This is a genomic window from Lyngbya sp. CCY1209, assembly GCF_035615495.1.
In the GTDB taxonomy this organism is placed as follows: domain Bacteria; phylum Cyanobacteriota; class Cyanobacteriia; order Cyanobacteriales; family Microcoleaceae; genus Limnospira.
The window spans coordinates 1-17,576 of record NZ_JAJENU010000233.1; the positions used below are offsets into that span (position 1 = coordinate 1).

At 53.8% G+C, this 17,576-nt stretch carries 18 protein-coding genes; 7 read left to right on the forward strand and 11 right to left on the reverse strand.

The features are described 5' to 3' along the window. Positions 1-190: 190 nt before the first annotated feature. From LKE08_RS05445 to LKE08_RS05470, 6 genes are all read right to left on the reverse strand, one after another. The gene (locus LKE08_RS05445) at positions 191-1,591 is read right to left on the reverse strand and encodes a 2-succinylbenzoate--CoA ligase (RefSeq protein ID WP_324703184.1); all 1,401 of its coding nucleotides are present in this window, start codon (positions 1,589-1,591) and stop codon (positions 191-193) included. A 33-nt stretch (positions 1,592-1,624) separates the two neighbouring features. After that, positions 1,625-2,557 (reverse strand): o-succinylbenzoate synthase, encoded by a 933-nt coding sequence (locus LKE08_RS05450; RefSeq protein ID WP_324703185.1) that lies wholly within the window; start codon positions 2,555-2,557, stop codon positions 1,625-1,627. Next, a complete protein-coding gene (locus tag LKE08_RS05455) occupies positions 2,554-3,189 on the reverse strand; it encodes a hypothetical protein (protein WP_324703186.1) in 636 nt (211 codons plus the stop codon). The genes LKE08_RS05450 and LKE08_RS05455 overlap by 4 nt, the downstream gene beginning before the upstream one ends. A gap of 71 nt (positions 3,190-3,260) precedes the next feature. Then, positions 3,261-4,124 (reverse strand): AAA family ATPase, encoded by an 864-nt coding sequence (locus LKE08_RS05460; protein WP_324703187.1) that lies wholly within the window; start codon positions 4,122-4,124, stop codon positions 3,261-3,263. A gap of 86 nt (positions 4,125-4,210) precedes the next feature. Beyond that, on the reverse strand, positions 4,211-4,399 hold the full coding sequence (locus tag LKE08_RS05465; protein ID WP_324703188.1) for a hypothetical protein: 189 nt from the start codon (positions 4,397-4,399) through the stop codon (positions 4,211-4,213). Between the two features lie 238 nt (positions 4,400-4,637). Beyond that, complete coding sequence (locus LKE08_RS05470) at positions 4,638-5,177, reverse strand: metal-dependent hydrolase (RefSeq protein ID WP_324703189.1); 540 nt, start codon at positions 5,175-5,177, stop codon at positions 4,638-4,640. A gap of 355 nt (positions 5,178-5,532) precedes the next feature. Here LKE08_RS05470 and recA point away from each other — a divergent pair, with 355 nt between their 5' ends. Continuing rightward, positions 5,533-6,618, forward strand: a complete 1,086-nt coding sequence (gene recA, locus LKE08_RS05475) for a recombinase RecA (RefSeq protein WP_324703190.1) — start codon at positions 5,533-5,535, stop codon at positions 6,616-6,618. 111 nt (positions 6,619-6,729) lie between these two features. On the opposite strand, the gene LKE08_RS05480 is transcribed toward recA, so the two are convergent. The 4 genes from LKE08_RS05480 to nagA form a co-directional block, all read right to left on the reverse strand. Next, on the reverse strand, positions 6,730-7,602 hold the full coding sequence (locus tag LKE08_RS05480; RefSeq protein WP_324703191.1) for an alpha/beta hydrolase: 873 nt from the start codon (positions 7,600-7,602) through the stop codon (positions 6,730-6,732). Between the two features lie 166 nt (positions 7,603-7,768). After that, positions 7,769-8,113 (reverse strand): DUF1815 family protein, encoded by a 345-nt coding sequence (locus LKE08_RS05485; RefSeq protein ID WP_324703192.1) that lies wholly within the window; start codon positions 8,111-8,113, stop codon positions 7,769-7,771. A 373-nt stretch (positions 8,114-8,486) separates the two neighbouring features. Then, positions 8,487-8,699, reverse strand: a complete 213-nt coding sequence (locus LKE08_RS05490) for a DUF2839 domain-containing protein (protein WP_324703193.1) — start codon at positions 8,697-8,699, stop codon at positions 8,487-8,489. A gap of 77 nt (positions 8,700-8,776) precedes the next feature. Beyond that, a complete protein-coding gene (gene nagA / locus LKE08_RS05495) occupies positions 8,777-9,970 on the reverse strand; it encodes an N-acetylglucosamine-6-phosphate deacetylase (protein ID WP_324703194.1) in 1,194 nt (397 codons plus the stop codon). A gap of 18 nt (positions 9,971-9,988) precedes the next feature. Here nagA and purE point away from each other — a divergent pair, with 18 nt between their 5' ends. The 6 genes from purE (at position 9,989) to LKE08_RS05525 (ending at position 16,352) form a co-directional block, all read left to right on the forward strand. Then, complete coding sequence (gene purE, locus LKE08_RS05500; RefSeq protein ID WP_324703195.1) at positions 9,989-10,540, forward strand: 5-(carboxyamino)imidazole ribonucleotide mutase; 552 nt, start codon at positions 9,989-9,991, stop codon at positions 10,538-10,540. Positions 10,541-11,083: 543 nt separating this feature from the next. Beyond that, positions 11,084-12,574 carry an ammonium transporter gene (locus tag LKE08_RS05505; RefSeq protein ID WP_324703196.1) on the forward strand — a complete coding sequence of 497 codons (1,491 nt, stop codon included), beginning with the start codon at positions 11,084-11,086 and terminating at the stop codon, positions 12,572-12,574. 238 nt (positions 12,575-12,812) lie between these two features. After that, positions 12,813-13,673 carry an SGNH/GDSL hydrolase family protein gene (locus tag LKE08_RS05510; RefSeq protein ID WP_324703197.1) on the forward strand — a complete coding sequence of 287 codons (861 nt, stop codon included), beginning with the start codon at positions 12,813-12,815 and terminating at the stop codon, positions 13,671-13,673. A gap of 96 nt (positions 13,674-13,769) precedes the next feature. Further along, entirely contained in the window at positions 13,770-14,342 is a 573-nt protein-coding gene (locus LKE08_RS05515; protein WP_324703198.1) for a DUF3747 domain-containing protein, read from the forward strand. Between the two features lie 37 nt (positions 14,343-14,379). Then, positions 14,380-15,711 carry an AAA family ATPase gene (locus LKE08_RS05520; protein WP_324703199.1) on the forward strand — a complete coding sequence of 444 codons (1,332 nt, stop codon included), beginning with the start codon at positions 14,380-14,382 and terminating at the stop codon, positions 15,709-15,711. Next, positions 15,708-16,352, forward strand: a complete 645-nt coding sequence (locus LKE08_RS05525; RefSeq protein ID WP_324703200.1) for a retron system putative HNH endonuclease — start codon at positions 15,708-15,710, stop codon at positions 16,350-16,352. The genes LKE08_RS05520 and LKE08_RS05525 overlap by 4 nt, the downstream gene beginning before the upstream one ends. Positions 16,353-16,364: 12 nt before the next feature. Here LKE08_RS05525 and LKE08_RS05530 read toward each other — a convergent pair whose 3' ends face one another. Beyond that, entirely contained in the window at positions 16,365-17,372 is a 1,008-nt protein-coding gene (locus tag LKE08_RS05530) for a zinc-dependent alcohol dehydrogenase family protein (protein WP_324703201.1), read from the reverse strand. Between the last annotated feature and the right edge of the window lie 204 nt (positions 17,373-17,576).

Consider the following 17,576-nt stretch of genomic DNA (forward strand, 5'->3'; position numbering starts at 1 on the left):
CCCCCATCCCCCCCAGCCCCCATCCCCCCCAGCCCCCCTTTGAAAGGGGGGAGAATTGGGGGGAGAATTGGGGGGAGTAAGGGGGGAGTAAGGAGGGAGATAAGGGGGAGCCAGAGGATGCTTCGCTTTGACTTTAACGGGGACTGGAAGTTAATCCGTGTATCTCACGGACTTGAACATTGCCTTAATTTCAGTTTGGCTCAATTTTTTGCGATTGGCAAGTTACGATTTGTTCCATCAACAATTTTCGGTTAATTTTGCCGCGATCGTTGCGGGGCAACTGTTTGAGGGCAATCCACTGTTTGGGGTGTTTGTAACGGCTGAGGCGATCGCCGATCGCATTTTTTAACATTTCCACGGATACCGCCCGGTTTTGGGGAACGTAAACCGCCGTCACGACTTCTCCCCAGTCGCGATCGCGTTTTCCCGCCACGCAAACGTCCGCCACCAGTCCCGTCGCCAAAATCGCGGCTTCCACTTCGGCGGGAAATACGTTTTCGCCTCCCGTGATAATTGTATCTCCCCGCCGTCCGACGATAGTTAAATATCCGCGATCGTCGAAATATCCCAAATCGTCGGTTATTAATTGGGTGATTTGTTCGGTGTCGATGTCCGTATCGTAACCCCGGGTTAAGGATTTAGATTGAATGGAAATTCTGCCATTTTGATGGGATTTTAATGGCTTTTCGCTATCATCTAATATGATAACTTTGGCGTGGGGAAGAGTTCGACCCGTGGTATTGTTGCCGGCGAGAAATTCTTCGGGTTTGAGGGTGACGACTCCCGAGGCGGTTTCGGTCATTCCGTAGGTGGGAGAGAGTCGGATTTGATGCGATCGCGTTTGATTCAGCAATTCCGGCCAGGGGGGACTTCCACCCAACAAAACGGTTGCAAATTTTGATAGCCAATTGGCGGTTTTTGGATGTTGCAAAAGGCGGTGGAGTTGGGTGGGAACCAGGGAGATAAAGAAATCGGAAATATCGAGATCGGGATAGTTTCCATCCGCCAGCGATCGCCAAGGAAAAAGAACGAACCGTCCGTCACTTGTCAGCGATCGCACGAATTGCATCAAACCGCCGACATGAAATAAGGGTAACACACAAAATGAGTCGATTTGCGATCGCTCGAAATACTGCCGAAATCCGTCGGCGGAGGCGGCGAGGGTTTCCCAGGTGTGGACGGCAAATTTCACGGTTCCAGAGGTTCCGCCGGTGGGAATTAAAATGGAGGATGGGGGAAGATGTGATCGGCTGTTATTTGTATCTAAAATATCGGGAATATTGCCAAATTTCAGATCGGGTTTGATGCGGTTTAAGACTTGTTGCCATTCCGCGATCGCCCAATTTGGATTCCCCAAAATAACCGGAGATTCGGAAATGACTGCGGCGATAAAAGTGGCGAGAAATGCCACGGGTTCGGGTTCGGCGAGGAGAATATTGGCGGGGGTTCCCGTCCGGTGATGATAGTCTTTAAATTCGGTCAGGCGGCGGTCGGCGATCGATTGGAAGCGATCGCCACTCTTGGCGATCAGCCAATGATTGGATAACGGAATTTTTAGCCGTTCTAAATAGGTAGATGCTTGATCGTTCATCTCATCAGTATCTGTAGCTTAAAAATGAACCTTTTAATCCGACGAAAACCAATGTCCGACACCGAACCCCACGGCCCGATCGCTCCTCGATAATTCCGCCGCCAATTGCAATGCCGCCTGGCGTCCGATTTCCGTTTCAAATACGGAGGAAAATACCGCGTCGATGGCGTAGGTTTGACAGAAGTTTCGCAACTGTCGGGGAGAACCCGCGATCGCCGGTTTGATGACGAAAATTCCCCGCCATCCGTTTCGATAACAGTCCCGCATCTGGGGGAGGGTGGCGACGGATTCATCCAACGCCAGGGGAGTGGAATGGCGATCGCTCAATTCCAACATCCCGTCGAATTCGTCAACCGGCAGGGGTTGTTCCAAAAACTCGACGGTCAAATTCGGAATCTGGTCAGAAATTTTATCACAAACTTGCAGCCAGCGATCGGCTTCCGAAACTGTCAACCCGCCGTTCGCGTCGAGTCGCAGAAATAACCCTTCGGTCGTCGCCATCTCGCCGACTAATTCTTCAAATAAATTTAATTCGTGTTCAATGCGATCGACCCCGATTTTCCACTTTAAAGTTTGATATCCCGCCGCCACCAACTCCCGCCAAGCCGATAAGGCAGCTTTCCCCGCCGGCAGCAGTCCGCTATTTTTTAGGTGGGAGACTTCGCGACCATTTCCCCGCAAATCCTCCCAGGCGGACTCGAAGCCAAACTGGCAGGCGGGGAGGTTTGAAGGAATGGAAAAAATAATATTTTCGGTGATTTCAAAAGGGAGGCTTTCGCAAAACTTCCGAACATCCGACAAGGTTTCGGAACCGAACCAACTCAGGGGTGAAATTTCACCCCGTCCCATTTTACCATCCTCCCCGGTCAATTGGATAATCATTCCTTCCCGCACGTCCCAAAGTCCGTGATGGGTTTTCAAAGGTTGCTTGAAGGGTCGAGAGTAGGGTTTAAATTGGAATTTCATGTCATTGATCTCGACCAAGAATCGATCATTCTAATCATCGTTTTTTCGGCTAAACCCTTGACCTTTGCGATCGCGTCTTGATAATCTTCAAATTGACCCTTTTTTGTCCTGGCATCGACGATGGCTTTCGCCAATTTTTCCGAACCAGAAATGTGCGATCGCTTCAGGCGGACACACAGATCCTCCGGACTCAGACGATTGAGTAAATCGAGGGGATTGACTGCCTCTTTTTGTCGGGACTCCAAACCCTTGATTCGCCGGTCGGTTTCCTCTTGATAGGTTTTCAGATCTCGGTTGATTTGATTGATAGATCGTTCGAGTCGAATTTCTAGATTAGTCAATCTTTCTCCCTCGTCGGAAGCGGTCGTTGGGGGTGTCGTTGCCGGCGTGCGATCGCCCCCCATGCGTTTTAATAATCGCACTTGTTCCAATACGTTCGCTTCTCGTTTTGCCGCGATCACGAACGCATTCACCATTTCCCCTTTCCGGGGATCTTTTTCTTTGACTCGGACGGCAGCATAATATTCCAAGTGTCCCGAAATCACTTCGTATTTGTCCAAATCTTGCAGTTTAAGAATCGGAGGTTTTACAATTCCCCCACATTCTAAAATCGCATCAGCAATTCGATCCAACTCCGATTCATCAAATTCGGATCTGGGAACATTTGAATGGATGTTTTTAACGTCAACTAAAGAAAATGAAATCATTGCATCCTACCCATTTTTTCTAAAATCTCTTCCGTCAAACCTTCAAATTCTCCGACCGATTGAGAATCGGGGGAAAATTCCAGCACGGATTTGGGTTCGGGAATCTCCAAGTCCCCCATCGGAATCGTGTTGCTGGTGCATTGGGATAAGACCGCCCGTTCAAAAATAATACTCTCCGTCAATGGCAAGTCATATCGACTGACGATCGCATCTTTTTGTTTCGGGAATGCGTATTTCAAAAATCGGGCATTGGTCGAAATTTTCGAGGGGACAACCCCCAAAAGCTGCAATTCTCCCTTCCCGATCAGTTCCCGAAACTCATTGATTTGGCTGATAAATTCGAGGACGATTTGCAACCCCTGATTTGCAAAGGGTTTCAAGTCAGATGGAATCAGCAAGGCATCGGCAGCAATCAGGGCAATTTCCGCGTAAATATCCCTCGACGGTGGCGTATCGATGATGACGATATCATATTCCCCTTCGACCCGCTTCAGTTTGGTGACGAGGCGAGTTTTGCTGGCCCCAATTTGATTTAACTTATACTGCCCTTCGATCAGGTTTATATGGGAGGGAATCACGTCAATTTCTGGCTGGTTGAATCCGTCAGATTTTCGGGCAATATCAGAGATAAAATTGTAGTCGCCGGACTCCAAAACGTGATAAACATTGTTGTCCCGCAAATCGTCGTCTTCGACAAATAAAAACTTCATCAAACCCGTGGCAAATGTCGAGTTTGCCTGGGAGTCCAGATCGATCAGCAGCACTTTTTTACCCCCCTTTCGCAGGGATGCCGCCAAGTTGACGGCGATCGTGGTTTTGCCCACACCGCCTTTGTTGTGGTAAACTGAAATTACTTGCATTTCTATCGAACCCTGATTGATTATTCTCCGATAGCGAAGTTAGCCCGGTGCGACCGCAGCCAGCCTCACCAATTTCCCTCCAAAAATCAATCAAATACCCAATGCAGGAAGGGAACCGCCGCCGCACAAAATGCCATGAACCCGAACAAGCCGCCCAGCATCCCGTACAGGAGAAATTGGTCGCCGCGTTGCTTCGCCAACTTGACGATCATGTAACTGTAGCCGTAGCACACTAAGAAGAAGAGGACGATAAAGCCGGTGAAGTAATATTGCATACCGATGTCTCGCGTAATTGACCTGTGTTGCCCTGAGAGGCTGTCTTTTGTATTCTACTGTAATTTTTTCGGAAATTGCACCCCATCAACAACTGTCAACAATCGGCAATTTTGCTGTCACAAAAATTATCAATTCTTTACAAATTTAAATTTGTTCTCAGTTTCATCGAATCGGGGTGTGGGGTGTGGGGAAGACATCGGATAGAAAATCGGTAGTGGCAACCGTCTCCGGTTGCCACTACAATTCACGCTTGCAGAGATAAGCAACAGGTGCGAGGATGGCAATTTCTCGCAGGACGGTGAAAAAATTATTCCAACTAAAAATAGTCCGCAAAAAACTCAAATTTGGGTTGTTGTAATCGAAGCCGGCAAAAATTGTCACCGGCGAGATAAAATAGTCCGAGGTGAACGGCCACAGGGCTTGAACGCCGGCGGGGGGAATTGTGTCGGTGACGAGCAGATCGAGGAAAATATGGCTAAAATATAGGAACGCTATCCAAACTACCCAAGTTTTACGATCGCAAATTTTATTCAGTCTCAATCCGATGACTGTCAAAAGAACGACGACGATCGCGGCGGTGATGCTGTGGGTGGCTTGGCGGTGAAACATGGCGGGATCGCCCGCAAAAATCAAGCCCGGTATCATATCCAAATCGGGGCTGTTGGCGACGAAAACCGCCCATCCCAACAGGGGCAATTTTTGCCGTTTTTTGAAGTGAGGTCGAATCAAAAAAAATCCGGCTAATCCGGCGATCGCGTGTCCGACGGGGGAAGGCATTTGGGGAAGATTGAATTGAGGATAATCAATGTTATTGTATCGATTTTTTTTCTCCACCGAACGATCGCACCGCTCTTTTCCCGACCTCCCCGCTAGAATGGAAGGTCGGGGCGATCGCGAATCCCCCCGGCTCCCCCGCCCTTGACGAAAACATCAATCCTTGTTTATAATCGGGGAGGTCTGTCCCCCGCCATCGAGTGAAAATAGACGGCGATCGCGAACATGAAATCAATCCGACATCTCTCAACCCGCAACCCCGACAAATCCGGCGAGATGAACTGCTAATATATCCAGATATAGCAATTTTCAGCCGTCACCCTCCCCCACTCTGTACTCTCACCAGGATTCAAAACGAATGGCAACAAAAACCGAGAATTCCGAAAAGCAAAAAGCCTTAAAATCAGTCCTCAACCAAATCGAACGGAGTTTTGGCAAGGGAGCCATCGTCCGCCTCGGCGACTCCACCCGCATGAAAGTGGAAACCATCTCCAGCGGAGCCCTGACCCTGGACTTGGCCCTCGGCGGCGGTCTGCCCAAAGGCCGGGTGATCGAAATCTACGGTCCGGAAAGTTCGGGTAAAACCACCCTGGCCCTGCACGCGATCGCCGAAATTCAGAAGGCGGGAGGAATAGCGGCCTTCGTCGATGCCGAACACGCCCTCGATCCCACCTACGCCGCGGCCGTGGGAGTCGATATCGAAAACCTGCTGGTGTCCCAGCCGGACACGGGGGAGATGGCCCTGGAAGTCGTCGATCAACTGGTGCGGTCCGTCGCCGTCGATATCGTCGTCGTGGACTCCGTAGCCGCCCTGGTGCCCCGGGCCGAAATCGAGGGGGACATGGGAGACTCCCACATGGGACTGCAGGCGCGGTTGATGAGTCAGGCGTTGCGGAAAATTACCGGAAACATCGGCAAATCCGGCTGCACCGTGATTTTCCTGAACCAGTTGCGCCAAAAGATCGGCATCGTCTACGGCAACCCGGAAACCACCACCGGCGGAAATGCCCTGAAATTCTACGCTTCGGTGCGATTGGACATCCGCCGCACCCAGACCCTCAAAAAGGGTTCGGACGAGTACGGAATTCGGGCCAAAGTCAAAGTCGCCAAGAACAAGGTCGCCCCGCCGTTCCGAATCGCCGAATTTGACATCGTTTTCGGACAGGGAATCTCCACCCTCGGCTGTCTGCTCGACCTGGCCGAAGAGATGGGCGTGCTCAAGCGCAAGGGGTCCTGGTACAGCTACAACGGCGACAACATCGGTCAGGGACGCGATCGCACCCTTGCCTACATGGAAGAAAACCCCGACTTCGCCAAAAAGTTACAGGAGCAAGTGATGACCGCCCTAGCCGGAGGTGCGGTAGTTTCCGCCAACTCCGTCGGCCAAGTGGAAGAGGCGGAATCGGAGGAAGTGAACGGGAGTGCCGAAACCGAAGAGGAGTAAATCTCAAGCCCCCCTAACCCCCATCCCCCCCAACCCCCATCCCCCCCAGCCCCCCTTTGAAAGGGGGGAGAAAGGGGGGAGATCGGGGGGAACCGGACAAGCCGAAAAGATTCAGCTTCTCAAAAACGTCAGCAGTTCCCGATTCACCAGTTGGGGAACTTCCTGCTGTATCCAGTGGCCACAGTCCGAGACGAGGCGGAGTTTGAAGGGGGCTGCGATCAGGCGATCGAGGCCGTCCACCAGTTTGTGGCTGAGGAAGGAATCTTCCCGGCCCCACAGCACCAGGGTGGGGACGTCGATGGGGGCCGGACGCATCCAGCCGGAAATCAATTCCTGGGGCTGCAACAGTTGGCGGTAGTAGTTCATCGCCGATCGCAACACCCCCGGTTTCTCCAGGGCGGCTTGATAAATGTCCGTCTCTTCGGCGCTGAAAGCCCCCTTGCGGACGGCGTGTTCCCGCAGGAATCCCCGGACAAAATCTTTGAGATTATTTTGAATCAGCCATTCCGGGACGCCGGGAACTTGGAAAGCGAAGACGAACCAACTGCGACGGATCTGATCCAAATTGCTCATCAGTTCCTGGACGAAGCGGTGCGGGGGGGGTGCGTTCAAAATGGCGAGGCGATCGATGCATTCCGGGAACTTCTGGGCCAAATTCCAGGCGATCGTGCCGCCCCAGTCGTGGCCAACGATGTGCGCCTTGGCATATCCCAACCGCCGGATCAGGCCCCGGATGTCCTCGCTGAGGGTGTCGAGGTCGTAACCGCCTTCCGGCTTGTCGGAGTCGTTGTAACCCCGCAGGTCGGGGACGACCACTTTAAAATAGCGGGAAAGGGCGGGAATTTGATAGCGCCAGGCGTACCAAAATTCCGGAAAACCGTGCAATAAAACAACTAACTCACCTTCTCCTTGGGTCACGGAATGAAGGTGAATTTGATTAGTTTCAACATACAGGTGTTGCCACCGGGCTTCCAGTTCTGTCATAAACTTCCACAATAATTGACCCCAAATGCCACTTTTCCGGCGGGAAGGAGCAGCAGCCTGGGATTGCCAAAGATCATGAACACCATGCTCTCTATTATCCAGATTAGCACCCGAAGGGTACAAAATGGGTGGGCGGTGGGAGCTTTGGGCCGGTCTGGGGGGCGACTCAGGCCCGCTGCACCACTTTGGGCAAGGTGACAGGGGGTTGGATGTCGTATTTCACCAGGTTGGCGAGTTCCTGCAATTGCGCGATCGCCTCGGCACCTTCCAACTTCATCAGTTCGCGATCGTCCCGCATCTCCGTCCAGGTGATCCCGTAGTCCGACACCAGGAACCGGATCAGGTGATTCTCGCCCAAACTCACCATAAATGAGGCGCTGTTCATCTGCCCCCCGCAGGTGTAGCAAGACGCGAGATATCCCCGCCTCTCCAGTACGACCGCCAGGGCTTGGAGGTTCATCACCAAGTCCTGAACGAATCTTCGGTGTTGCTCTGCAAGTCTGATAAACATAATTTTCCTCCTGTCACCACCATCTTCAGATTATTTTAAGAATTTAACACAATCCTCAGATCGGGTGTCTAGATGTTGGCACAGTATAGCCGTTACTAACCCAAATCATCATCATCCTAGCGAACATTCCCGGGCAATTGGGCAGACCATCGACCCAGACTCTTGCCACGGGGCATCCGCGCCCATTCTCTCCAACCCTTGAATGTCGATGCTTCGGACAATAAACACTCGGATAGATCGAGGTTTCCCACTCATGAGATGAGTCTCTATCATAAAGATCACTAATATTTACAAAACTCAATGTTTCTATCAGTTGCTCCGGCGAGGGATATCCGAGGGTTCCGGGGCGAGTTTCCCCGCCCCCACCGTCAAATCATTCCACAGTCCACCACCCGAAAGCGGGGCCGACAATCCGAATGGTCAACCAAAACACCACCAAAAAGCCGATCCCGATCCAAGCCCCCCGGGTCGTCAGTTGCATGAACTGTTCGCTCTGGCTTTTGGTGATCGGTATCCAAGGAAGAATGTACTCTTCCTTTCCGTATTGTTCTCCGAGCGCTTCTTTCCGACGTTTGGCTTCACCCATAATGTTCGATCCGAAAATTCGACAGTGACAGTCTCCCGACCTCGCGATCGGGCATTTCGATTGATTCCCTATTTATCTTAAACGGTCGAGAAACTCCCCGATTCGGCTCCGGGAAGCGGCGGTTCCGAAAGCCGGCGCCAGGTCAGGGACGGCCCCTGCACCGTCCACCGCAGCAGTCGCGTCGCGGGTTGGCCGACGATCGCCCCCGAGAGCCCGATCGCCCGCCGGGGCACCTCCGTCGCCAGGGCGATCGCCCGTTCCGGGTCGCACAACCCCCACTTCGCCAAATTTGCCGCCCCCGCCAGTACCGAAACGGTCGTCCCGGCCAGGGTGCCGTCCGCCAACCGGGCCGTCCCCCGGGAGACGGTCATTTCGCGATCGTCCCAGGGATAAACCCCGTCCGGCAGGCCCAGCGGTGCCAAAGCGTCACTAACCACAAAAACTTCCCCCCGCGCCCCCCGCAGCAGCAAATCCAGCATGGCGGGGCAGACGTGTTCTCCGTCGGCGATCGTCCCGCAGTAGACCCCGGGATTCGACAACGCCGCCCCCAGCAGGCCCGGTTCCCGGTGGTGCAGGGGGGGCATAGCGTTGAAGGCGTGCGTCACCATCGTCGCCCCCAGGTCAAAAGCCCTTCGCGCCTCGGCTGCGGTGGCTTGGGAGTGGCCGAGACTGACGACCATTCCCAAATTCCGCAACTCGGGGATCAGGGAATGGGCTCCGTCGAGTTCCGGTGCCAGGGTGATCACCTTGACCTGGGGGGCGTGATCTCCCAAAATCCGTTGCAGGTTGTCCGCCGTCGGGGGCAACAAATAATTTTCCGGGTGGGCGCCGCGCTTTTGGGGATTGAGAAACGGCCCCTCCAGGTGGGCGCCGAGGATGTCCGCCGCCGGGGTGAAGGGGTCGGGGTGAAATCGGGACAGGGTTTCGAGCGATCGGCGAAATTTCTCCGGGGCGGTGGTCACGATCGTCGGCAGAAACCCGTCGATGCCCTGCTTCCACAAATATTCGCAGATGGCCTGCAAGACGTCCGTATCCTTGGGGGTCAACTCCGGGAACGCCAACCCCAGGGCCCCGTTAATTTGCACGTCGATCGCCCCGAGGGAAATCCGGTCGCCCCCCAGGTCCGTAGCCGTCGCGGAGGCATCGAGGTCTGGGGCGATCGCCTCCACCCGGCCCCCGCGAATCCGAATGGTCTGCAACCCCGAGTAGCCCGGAACCCGGGCGTTGATAAAATCGATGGGGGCACAAAGTTGCTCCGTACTGTCGATCATTTTTGTAGGATTTTGGCTTTGAACTCGACACCCAACCCTCCCAACCCGACGTCGCCCCAAATTGGCATCATCATGGGGAGCGATTCCGATTTACCCACCATGTCAGCAGCGATCGCCGTCTGTCAAGAGTTCGAGATCCCCCACGAGGTGGCGATCGTCTCGGCCCACCGCACGCCGGAGCGGATGGTGGAATACGCCAAAACCGCCCACCAACGGGGTCTGAACGTCATTATCGCCGGGGCCGGGGGAGCCGCCCACCTGCCCGGGATGGTCGCCGCCCTCACCCCCCTGCCCGTGATCGGCGTCCCCGTCCCCACCCGCCACCTCCAGGGCGTCGATTCCCTCCACTCCATCGTCCAGATGCCGGGGGGGATTCCCGTGGCCACCGTGGCGATCGGCAACGCCAAAAACGCCGGACTCCTCGCCGTGCAAATTTTGGCCTCCCACCGCCCCGAACTCCTCGAACGGGTGCAAACCTACCGCCGGGAGTTGACGGAATCCGTCCTCGAAAAACAACAACGCCTCGAACAGATCGGAGTTCAGGAGTATCTCGAAAGAATGGGAGAGTAGGGGGGCACGGAGGCGACCGGAGGCGACCGGAGGCGACCGGAGGCAAATTGATCGTCAGATCCGTACAAATTCCCCAATCATCTGAATATGATTTTGGCTATCAGAAAAGGGAATTGATTCCCAAGCGGTGCGGATGTTCCACCCGCTCCAGGAGCTCCCTCCTCTCCCTCCTCTCCCTCCGCTCCTTCCACGTCCTCAGCTCCTCCGCTGTATTCTCTGATACAGAAATCAGACCGATAAAATATACAAAATTGATAGCTTCAAGTTTTGGCTCGGCATCTCTAAAGAAAAAACGAAGTCCCTTGACGCTGGCGGTACTTTATCTGTAGTTTTTATCGTGAAATGATGAAGTTGCCCGTCTGGGCTTGACTGAGTGCAGTATGGATGCGTTAATTTGGGAACTTCATATTCCCGAGCAAAATTGAACTGCTGTTAATCAACCCCAAAACTGGGAGAACAGTTGAGCATCTGCCCGAAAATACGGCTCCCATTTTCCGTTTGATGCCTCTCACACGTTAATGTCAAGTTCACAACTTAGAGCAAATGTTTAAACGCCAAAAGTCGAGGACCAGAAGTGATCGGCAATTTGCTGAGGTGGGCGGATCTGCGCCTCGGTCTTCATTGAATCGTTTCCCTTGGAAACGGCCGAAATTTCTGTCTCCGAGCCTGCTCGCCTGCATTCCACTGACCGCCTTAATTATCGTGGCGTGGAGTTTGGCGGCGGTGGCTCAAGAAGAGGGAGAACCCCTCACACCCGAATACGTCCAGGGGGTTCTCAACACGATTTGGATCGTGATCGCCAGCGTTCTGGTGATCTTCATGAACGCCGGTTTCGGGATGTTGGAAACCGGATTTTGCCGCCACAAAAATGCGGTCAACATTTTGTCAAAAAACCTGATCGTCTTCGCGATCGCGACCTTGATCTACTGGGCCTTCGGATTCTCCATCATGTTCGGCGGCGAGAACCCCTACATCGGTGGGGGCGGTTTCTTCCTTTCCGGAGATTCGAGTGTCTACGGGCTCGACCCCTTCCCGGCCGGACTGCCCAAGGAAGTGTTCTTCCTGTTCCAAGTCGCCTTCGCGGCCACCGCCGCCACCATCGTCTCCGGGGCGGTGGCGGAGCGGATCGAATTTATCGCCTTCCTCTTGTTTAGCGTGTTGCTGGTGGGCATTGCCTACCCGATCACCGGCCACTGGGTCTGGTCGGGGAACGGCTGGCTCGGCGGTTTGGGTTTCCACGATTTCGCCGGATCGAGCGTCGTCCACTCCGTCGGCGGATGGGCCGCCCTCATGGGCGCGGCATTCCTCGGACCCCGCATGGGCAAATACGGCCCGGAAGGCGAACCTAGGGCAATTCCCGGCCACAACATGAGCATCGCCACCCTGGGATGCCTGATCCTGTGGATCGGCTGGTTCGGCTTCAACCCCGGTTCCCAACTGGCTGCAGATACCGCCGTCCCCTACATCGCCCTGACCACAAACCTGGCGGCCTCCGCCGGCGGCGTGACCGCCACCATCACCTCCTGGGTCAAAGACGGCAAGCCGGACCTGTCCATGATCATCAACGGCATTCTAGCCGGTTTGGTGGGCATCACCGCCGGTTGCGACGACGTGAGCTTCTGGGGTGCGTTCATCATCGGGGCGATCGCCGGCGTGATCGTGGTCTTCTCCGTCTCCTTCTTCGATCGCATCAAAATCGACGACCCGGTCGGTGCCACCTCCGTCCACTTGGTCTGCGGTGTCTGGGGAACCCTGGCCGTCGGCATCTTCGGCACTGCCAACTTCTTCACCCAAATCCTGGGCGTCCTCTCCATCGGCGGCTTCACCGTCGTGATGGCGACCATTTTCTGGTTAGCCCTCAAAGCGACCGTCGGTATCCGAGTTCACCCCGAACAGGAATACGAAGGTCTCGACATCGCCGAACACGGCATGGAAGCCTACAGCGGTTTCCTCAAAGAAGTCGGCCCAGCCAGCATCGGCGGCAGCGAAACCGGCATCCCCAGCGGAGAGGGTGGCATCAGCAGAAGTTACTGACCCGCGATTTTCCGATCGCCTCTCATTTGAAATCGTCTCCCCGCGCGCCGGATGCTGTGGGGGGCGATTTTTTTGTCCTTCAGATTCGCGATCGCCCCTCACCCCGACTTTTCTCGCCTCCGTCCCCCCTCAATTCGGGTGTGGGCAAGAATTGACCCCGATCAATTGTCAATGAATTCCCCCCGAGTCTGATTATCATGAATAACAGGGACTACCTTCTCAGTTGCATCGGACGACCGTGTTAATTCGCTTGAAAAATACGCCAACTTGGGTACTGTTATCCTTGGCCAGCAACGGGATACTTTTTCTGACCGTCATCCTGCTGCTGCTGCGGGGACAGTCCTTTTCGGAGACTTCCCAAGCCCGAGCCTCGGAAACGGCCCCGGCCCCTCCGGCGGAAGAGACCGTACCCCCGGAAACTGAGGAGCAACCCGAAACCGACGATTCCGAAGTCGAGGGACGCCACCGATTGACGTATCAGGATTGGGTGGAACAGTTGCAGCGGGAAGCCCTCGCCACCGCCAAAAACCCCCCCGATCGCCTGACGATTTTGGCCGGGGACTCCCTGAGTTTGTGGTTTCCCCCGGAATTGTTGCCCCCGGACCGGGCGTGGCTCAACCAGGGCATTTCCGGGGAAACGTCGGCGGGTTTGCTGCGACGGCTGAAAGTCTTCGACCTCACCCGGCCCGAGACGGTGTTCGTGATGATCGGCATCAATGACCTGTTGCGGGGGATCGACGACGCCACGGTATTGGCGAATGCTCGGGAAATCATCCGCGATCTGCGCTGGGTCCACCCCGACACCGAGATCGTCGTGCAGTCGATTTTACCCCACAGCGGCAAAAACGCCAGTTGGGAGGGCCGCGATCGCCTCCTGGAAGTTTCCAACCGCCGAATTCGCAAATTGAACCGAGAGCTCGAAGCGATCGCCGAACAAGAAGGTGTCTATTTCCTGAATTTGCATCCGCTGTTTACGGACAAATACGGGAATCTGCGCCCGGAACTCAGCACCGACGGCCTGCATCTAAACGAACGGGGGTATTTGGTCTGGAGTACGGGTTTGCAGTATTTCAGCCAAAAAACGTTGAAAGCAGAATGACTCCGCCGGGAGTTGGTACACTAAATTTTTGAGGACTCCGGTTCCTCCCCCCGCCCACCCGGTGGATCGCAACGGAAGTCTCTGTAAGGATTAATAATGAAGATCTCATTCCGACAAGCCATCATCGCTTTGGCCGCCGCCGTTTCCACATTCAGCTCGGTCCCCGGCGCGATCGCAGTCCAATTCGGCCAAAAAGAAGTCGAACAAGACCGATTTGTCGCGATCGCAGTTCCCCGCGCCTTCGGTTACTCCCTGGTGATCGTCGAACAAGTGTCCGATACCCGCCCCTGCTGGAGCGAAAGCGGCTCCCGCCCCGTCGAGGTCGATCCCCTCCTCGTCAACTTCGATTTTACCGGCGTCTGCGGCCGCGCCACCGACAGCAACGGCTATTCCGTCCGCATCGCCGGAGAAGATCTCGCCCTCTCTCACAGCCTCAGCGTTCAGGAAGTGAATGGCGAGATTTTCTTGGTCGCCACCTCCCGGGCCGACGTCTACGCCCCCCCCATCGTCATCGGCCGCACCTACGGTTTATCCGGCGGCTTCAACAAAATCTTTTTGGAGCCCGGTTGGCGGTTCGCCAAACGCACCTACAACGGCCAAACCCTCGGCCACATTTACCTGGCCAACGACTCCGCCCAGGTGCGATCGGCTGGAACTTCATTCCGGTAGTTCCGAAGTTTCTAGCTTGTTAGTTGAGGATCGCCAGATGCGAGTCAAGCAGTTAAAAATTACCGCATTCCGAGGAATTCGCGACTTGACGCTGACGTTTGACGACAGCAATCTGGCGGTTTTCATCGGCGTGAACGGCGTCGGAAAATCCAGCATTCTCGAATGTATTAAAATTTTATTGTCCTGGTTCTTAGCCCGAATTCAATACGACCCAGATCAAAAATACATTTCGACAACTTTAGGAACTCAAAAAAATTTATCAGAAGGATTATATTTTTATCCCGAAGACAATCACGATGCATCCCACAAAGCAGGCGGTGAAATCGTTTTTTCGACTGGACTAAATAATGATTGTATCACCTGGCATTTAGAACAAGGTTACAAACCTCATACAGAAAGAAGACGATCTCGATCAAAACAACAAGAAGAGACGAGAAACGACTTAGAAAAAACTGCCGATCGCATCCGCAACTCTTTGAGAAATAATTCGGAAGTCCCGATTCCCCTCGCCGTTTACTATCCGGTCAACCGGGGAGTCTTGGAGATTTCTTTAGAAATTCAAGATAATTATACACCCACCCAAGTTGATGCTTATGAGCAAGCATTGACCGGAATTCAAATCAGTTTTGAGAACTTTTTCAAGTGGTTTCGCGCTTTGGAAGATGTGGAAAATGAAGATAGAATAGATGACAGTGAATATCGCGATCGCCAACTCGAATCCGTCCGCAAAGCCATTCATTCAATTTTAGGGGATGAATTTGACGAATTGAGAGTCCGACGCAAACCTCAATTGCGGATGACGATCCGAAAAAATCATCGAGAATTAATCGTCGATCGCCTGTCGGATGGAGAAAAAAGTTTGCTCGCAATGGCGGGAGATTTGGCGAGACGCTTGGCTATTTCTCAACCGTCTCTATCCGATCCCCTCCAAGGAAGTGCCGTCGTTTTAATTGATGAAATCGAACAGCATTTGCATCCGGGCTGGCAACGCCGAGTTTTGCCGATTTTAACTGAAACGTTTCCCAACTGTCAATTTATCATTACCACCCATTCCCCCCAAGTCGTCAGTCAAGTCCAGCCGAACAGTATTTATATTCTCGAAAAAGTCGATGATAACACAATTGTCAAGCACCCGGACAGTTCATTCGGGCGAGATAGCAATCGGATTTTAGAAGATTTGATGGGAGTTCCGGCCCGTCCGTTGGAAATCAAAGAAAAATTACTAAATTTATTTCGATTAATCGACGACGGTAATTTGGAGAAAGCCAAAGAACTCCGGCAAGAAATTGCGGCGGAAATCGGGGAAGATGAACCCGAGTTAGTCAAAGCCAATGTCTCGATTCGGAGGCGAGAAATATTGAATCGATGAAATTCATTAAAAAATCAGGGGAGCCCGCCAGTTTTCAGCAGTGGAAATCCCAAGAGAATGAAGATTGGGAACCGACTTGGGACGATTTGCGATCGCCGGAAAAACCTCAACTCCATGACAGCTTGTTGCGGGAACAGGGATATATTTGCTGTTACTGTCAGCGGCGGATTTTCCTCGAAGACAGTCATATCGAACATTTGAAACCCAGGACGCACTATCCAGAATTGGCGATTGACTACAACAATCTGTTGGTTTCCTGTCAGGGAGAACGGGAGGAACCCCCGCCGCTTCCGATTCACTGCGGACATTATAAAAAAGACTGGTACGATCCCAAATTGCTGGTTTCGCCTCTGGAAGAAAACTGCGAACGATATTTCACCTATACAGAATTGGGAGAAATCCGACCGACTTCCGATCCAAAATTACAAGAAGCTGCCGAGACAACGATTGAGAAACTCGGTTTGAATATCGACAAACTCAGGGCGATGCGACGGGGCGCGATCGAAGCAATTACAGAAGGTTTGGATGAATTAGAAGAATTAGAAAAACAAAAATTAATTGCGGGATTTACCGAACTGAAGGATAACGGAGAATATACCGAATTTTGTACGGCTTTGGCGTATATTCTCCGACAATTTTAACGGCCGATCGCCCTATTCTTCAACGATCGCGAACGCCAATTTCCCCTGCATTCCCCCGGCTTCCAAAAACTCGTGGGCCGCCGCCGCCTCGGCGAGGGGAAAGGTTCGATTCAAGTGAACGTTCAACTTCCCTTCATCGATCAACCGCGCACATTGTTGCAGGATTTTCGTCTGATCGAGGCGATCGTCCTCCCGATTTTGCAGGGCCGGAGTCAACATCAATTCCAGAGATATCCGCAGATTCCGTTTCCGGGCTTCCTTCAGATTTCCCAAACTCAAATCCGGTTCCAAGAGCGTCACCAGATCGCCGTAATTGTGGACGGCGTAGACCGTCTGAAAAAACGTATCTTTCCCCACCGTATCGAACGCCAAATCGACCCCCTCGCCGTGAGTCCAATTCAGCACCGCCTCCACAAAATCTTCTTCTTTGTAATTGATGGTCAGGTCGGCGCCCAATTCTTTCGCAAACGCCGCGTGTTCGGGCGAGCCCACCGTGGTGGCGACCTCCGCCCCCTGCAATTTAGCCAACTGGATCGCCACATGACCCACACCCCCCGCCCCGGCGTGGATCAGCACCTGCTGTCCGGGCTGCAACCGCCCGCGATCGTACAGCGACTCCCAGGCCGTAATCAACACCAGGGGCGCCGCCGCGGCCTCCGCAAAGCCGAATGAAGTGGGTTTGTGGGTGACAAACTTCTCGTCCACCACCGTCAACTCGGCGTAATTTCCGGTCGCCTCCCCGAGTCCGCCATCGAAGAAGTAAACCTCATCGCCGACGGCAAAATTTTCGACCTCTTCTCCGATCGCCTCCACGACCCCCGCCCCGTCGCAGCCCAAAATGGCGGGCATCTGGTCGGGATAAAACGTCCCCCGACTGCGGAGTTTCGTGTCGATGGGGTTGATGCCGGCCGCGTGCAGTCGCACCAAAAGCTGAGTTTCCGTTTGCAGTTGCGGGTCGGCAACCTCTTCGAGTTTCAGGACATCGGCGGGGCCGGCTTCTGTCATTAAAACGGCTTTCATAGGGCTACTCGGTTTTCCTTGTCATATCTATCTAACGGGGGGGCTCCAGGAGGCAGGGGAGGCTCCAGGAGGCAGAGGAGGTAGAGGGGCACAGGGGCGGAGGAGGCAGGGGAGGCAGGGGGGGCTCCAGGAGGCAGGGGGGGCTCCAGGAGGCAAATTTCTAGTCAGATCTGTACAAATTTCCCAATCATCTTCAGATGATTT

Excerpts from the sequence above, each read along its gene's own strand:
- LKE08_RS05445 (WP_324703184.1), bottom strand. The coding sequence starts at position 1,591 with ATGAACGATCAAGCATCTACCTATTTAGAACGGCTAAAAATTCCGTTA.
- LKE08_RS05450 (WP_324703185.1), bottom strand. The coding sequence starts at position 2,557 with ATGAAATTCCAATTTAAACCCTACTCTCGACCCTTCAAGCAACCTTTG.
- LKE08_RS05460 (WP_324703187.1), bottom strand. The coding sequence starts at position 4,124 with ATGCAAGTAATTTCAGTTTACCACAACAAAGGCGGTGTGGGCAAAACC.
- LKE08_RS05465 (WP_324703188.1), bottom strand. The coding sequence starts at position 4,399 with ATGCAATATTACTTCACCGGCTTTATCGTCCTCTTCTTCTTAGTGTGC.
- LKE08_RS05470 (WP_324703189.1), bottom strand. The coding sequence starts at position 5,177 with ATGCCTTCCCCCGTCGGACACGCGATCGCCGGATTAGCCGGATTTTTT.
- recA (WP_324703190.1), top strand. The coding sequence starts at position 5,533 with ATGGCAACAAAAACCGAGAATTCCGAAAAGCAAAAAGCCTTAAAATCA.
- LKE08_RS05480 (WP_324703191.1), bottom strand. The coding sequence starts at position 7,602 with ATGACAGAACTGGAAGCCCGGTGGCAACACCTGTATGTTGAAACTAAT.
- LKE08_RS05485 (WP_324703192.1), bottom strand. The coding sequence starts at position 8,113 with ATGTTTATCAGACTTGCAGAGCAACACCGAAGATTCGTTCAGGACTTG.
- LKE08_RS05490 (WP_324703193.1), bottom strand. The coding sequence starts at position 8,699 with ATGGGTGAAGCCAAACGTCGGAAAGAAGCGCTCGGAGAACAATACGGA.
- nagA (WP_324703194.1), bottom strand. The coding sequence starts at position 9,970 with ATGATCGACAGTACGGAGCAACTTTGTGCCCCCATCGATTTTATCAAC.
- LKE08_RS05505 (WP_324703196.1), top strand. The coding sequence starts at position 11,084 with ATGTTTAAACGCCAAAAGTCGAGGACCAGAAGTGATCGGCAATTTGCT.
- LKE08_RS05515 (WP_324703198.1), top strand. The coding sequence starts at position 13,770 with ATGAAGATCTCATTCCGACAAGCCATCATCGCTTTGGCCGCCGCCGTT.
- LKE08_RS05520 (WP_324703199.1), top strand. The coding sequence starts at position 14,380 with ATGCGAGTCAAGCAGTTAAAAATTACCGCATTCCGAGGAATTCGCGAC.
- LKE08_RS05525 (WP_324703200.1), top strand. The coding sequence starts at position 15,708 with ATGAAATTCATTAAAAAATCAGGGGAGCCCGCCAGTTTTCAGCAGTGG.
- LKE08_RS05530 (WP_324703201.1), bottom strand. The coding sequence starts at position 17,372 with ATGAAAGCCGTTTTAATGACAGAAGCCGGCCCCGCCGATGTCCTGAAA.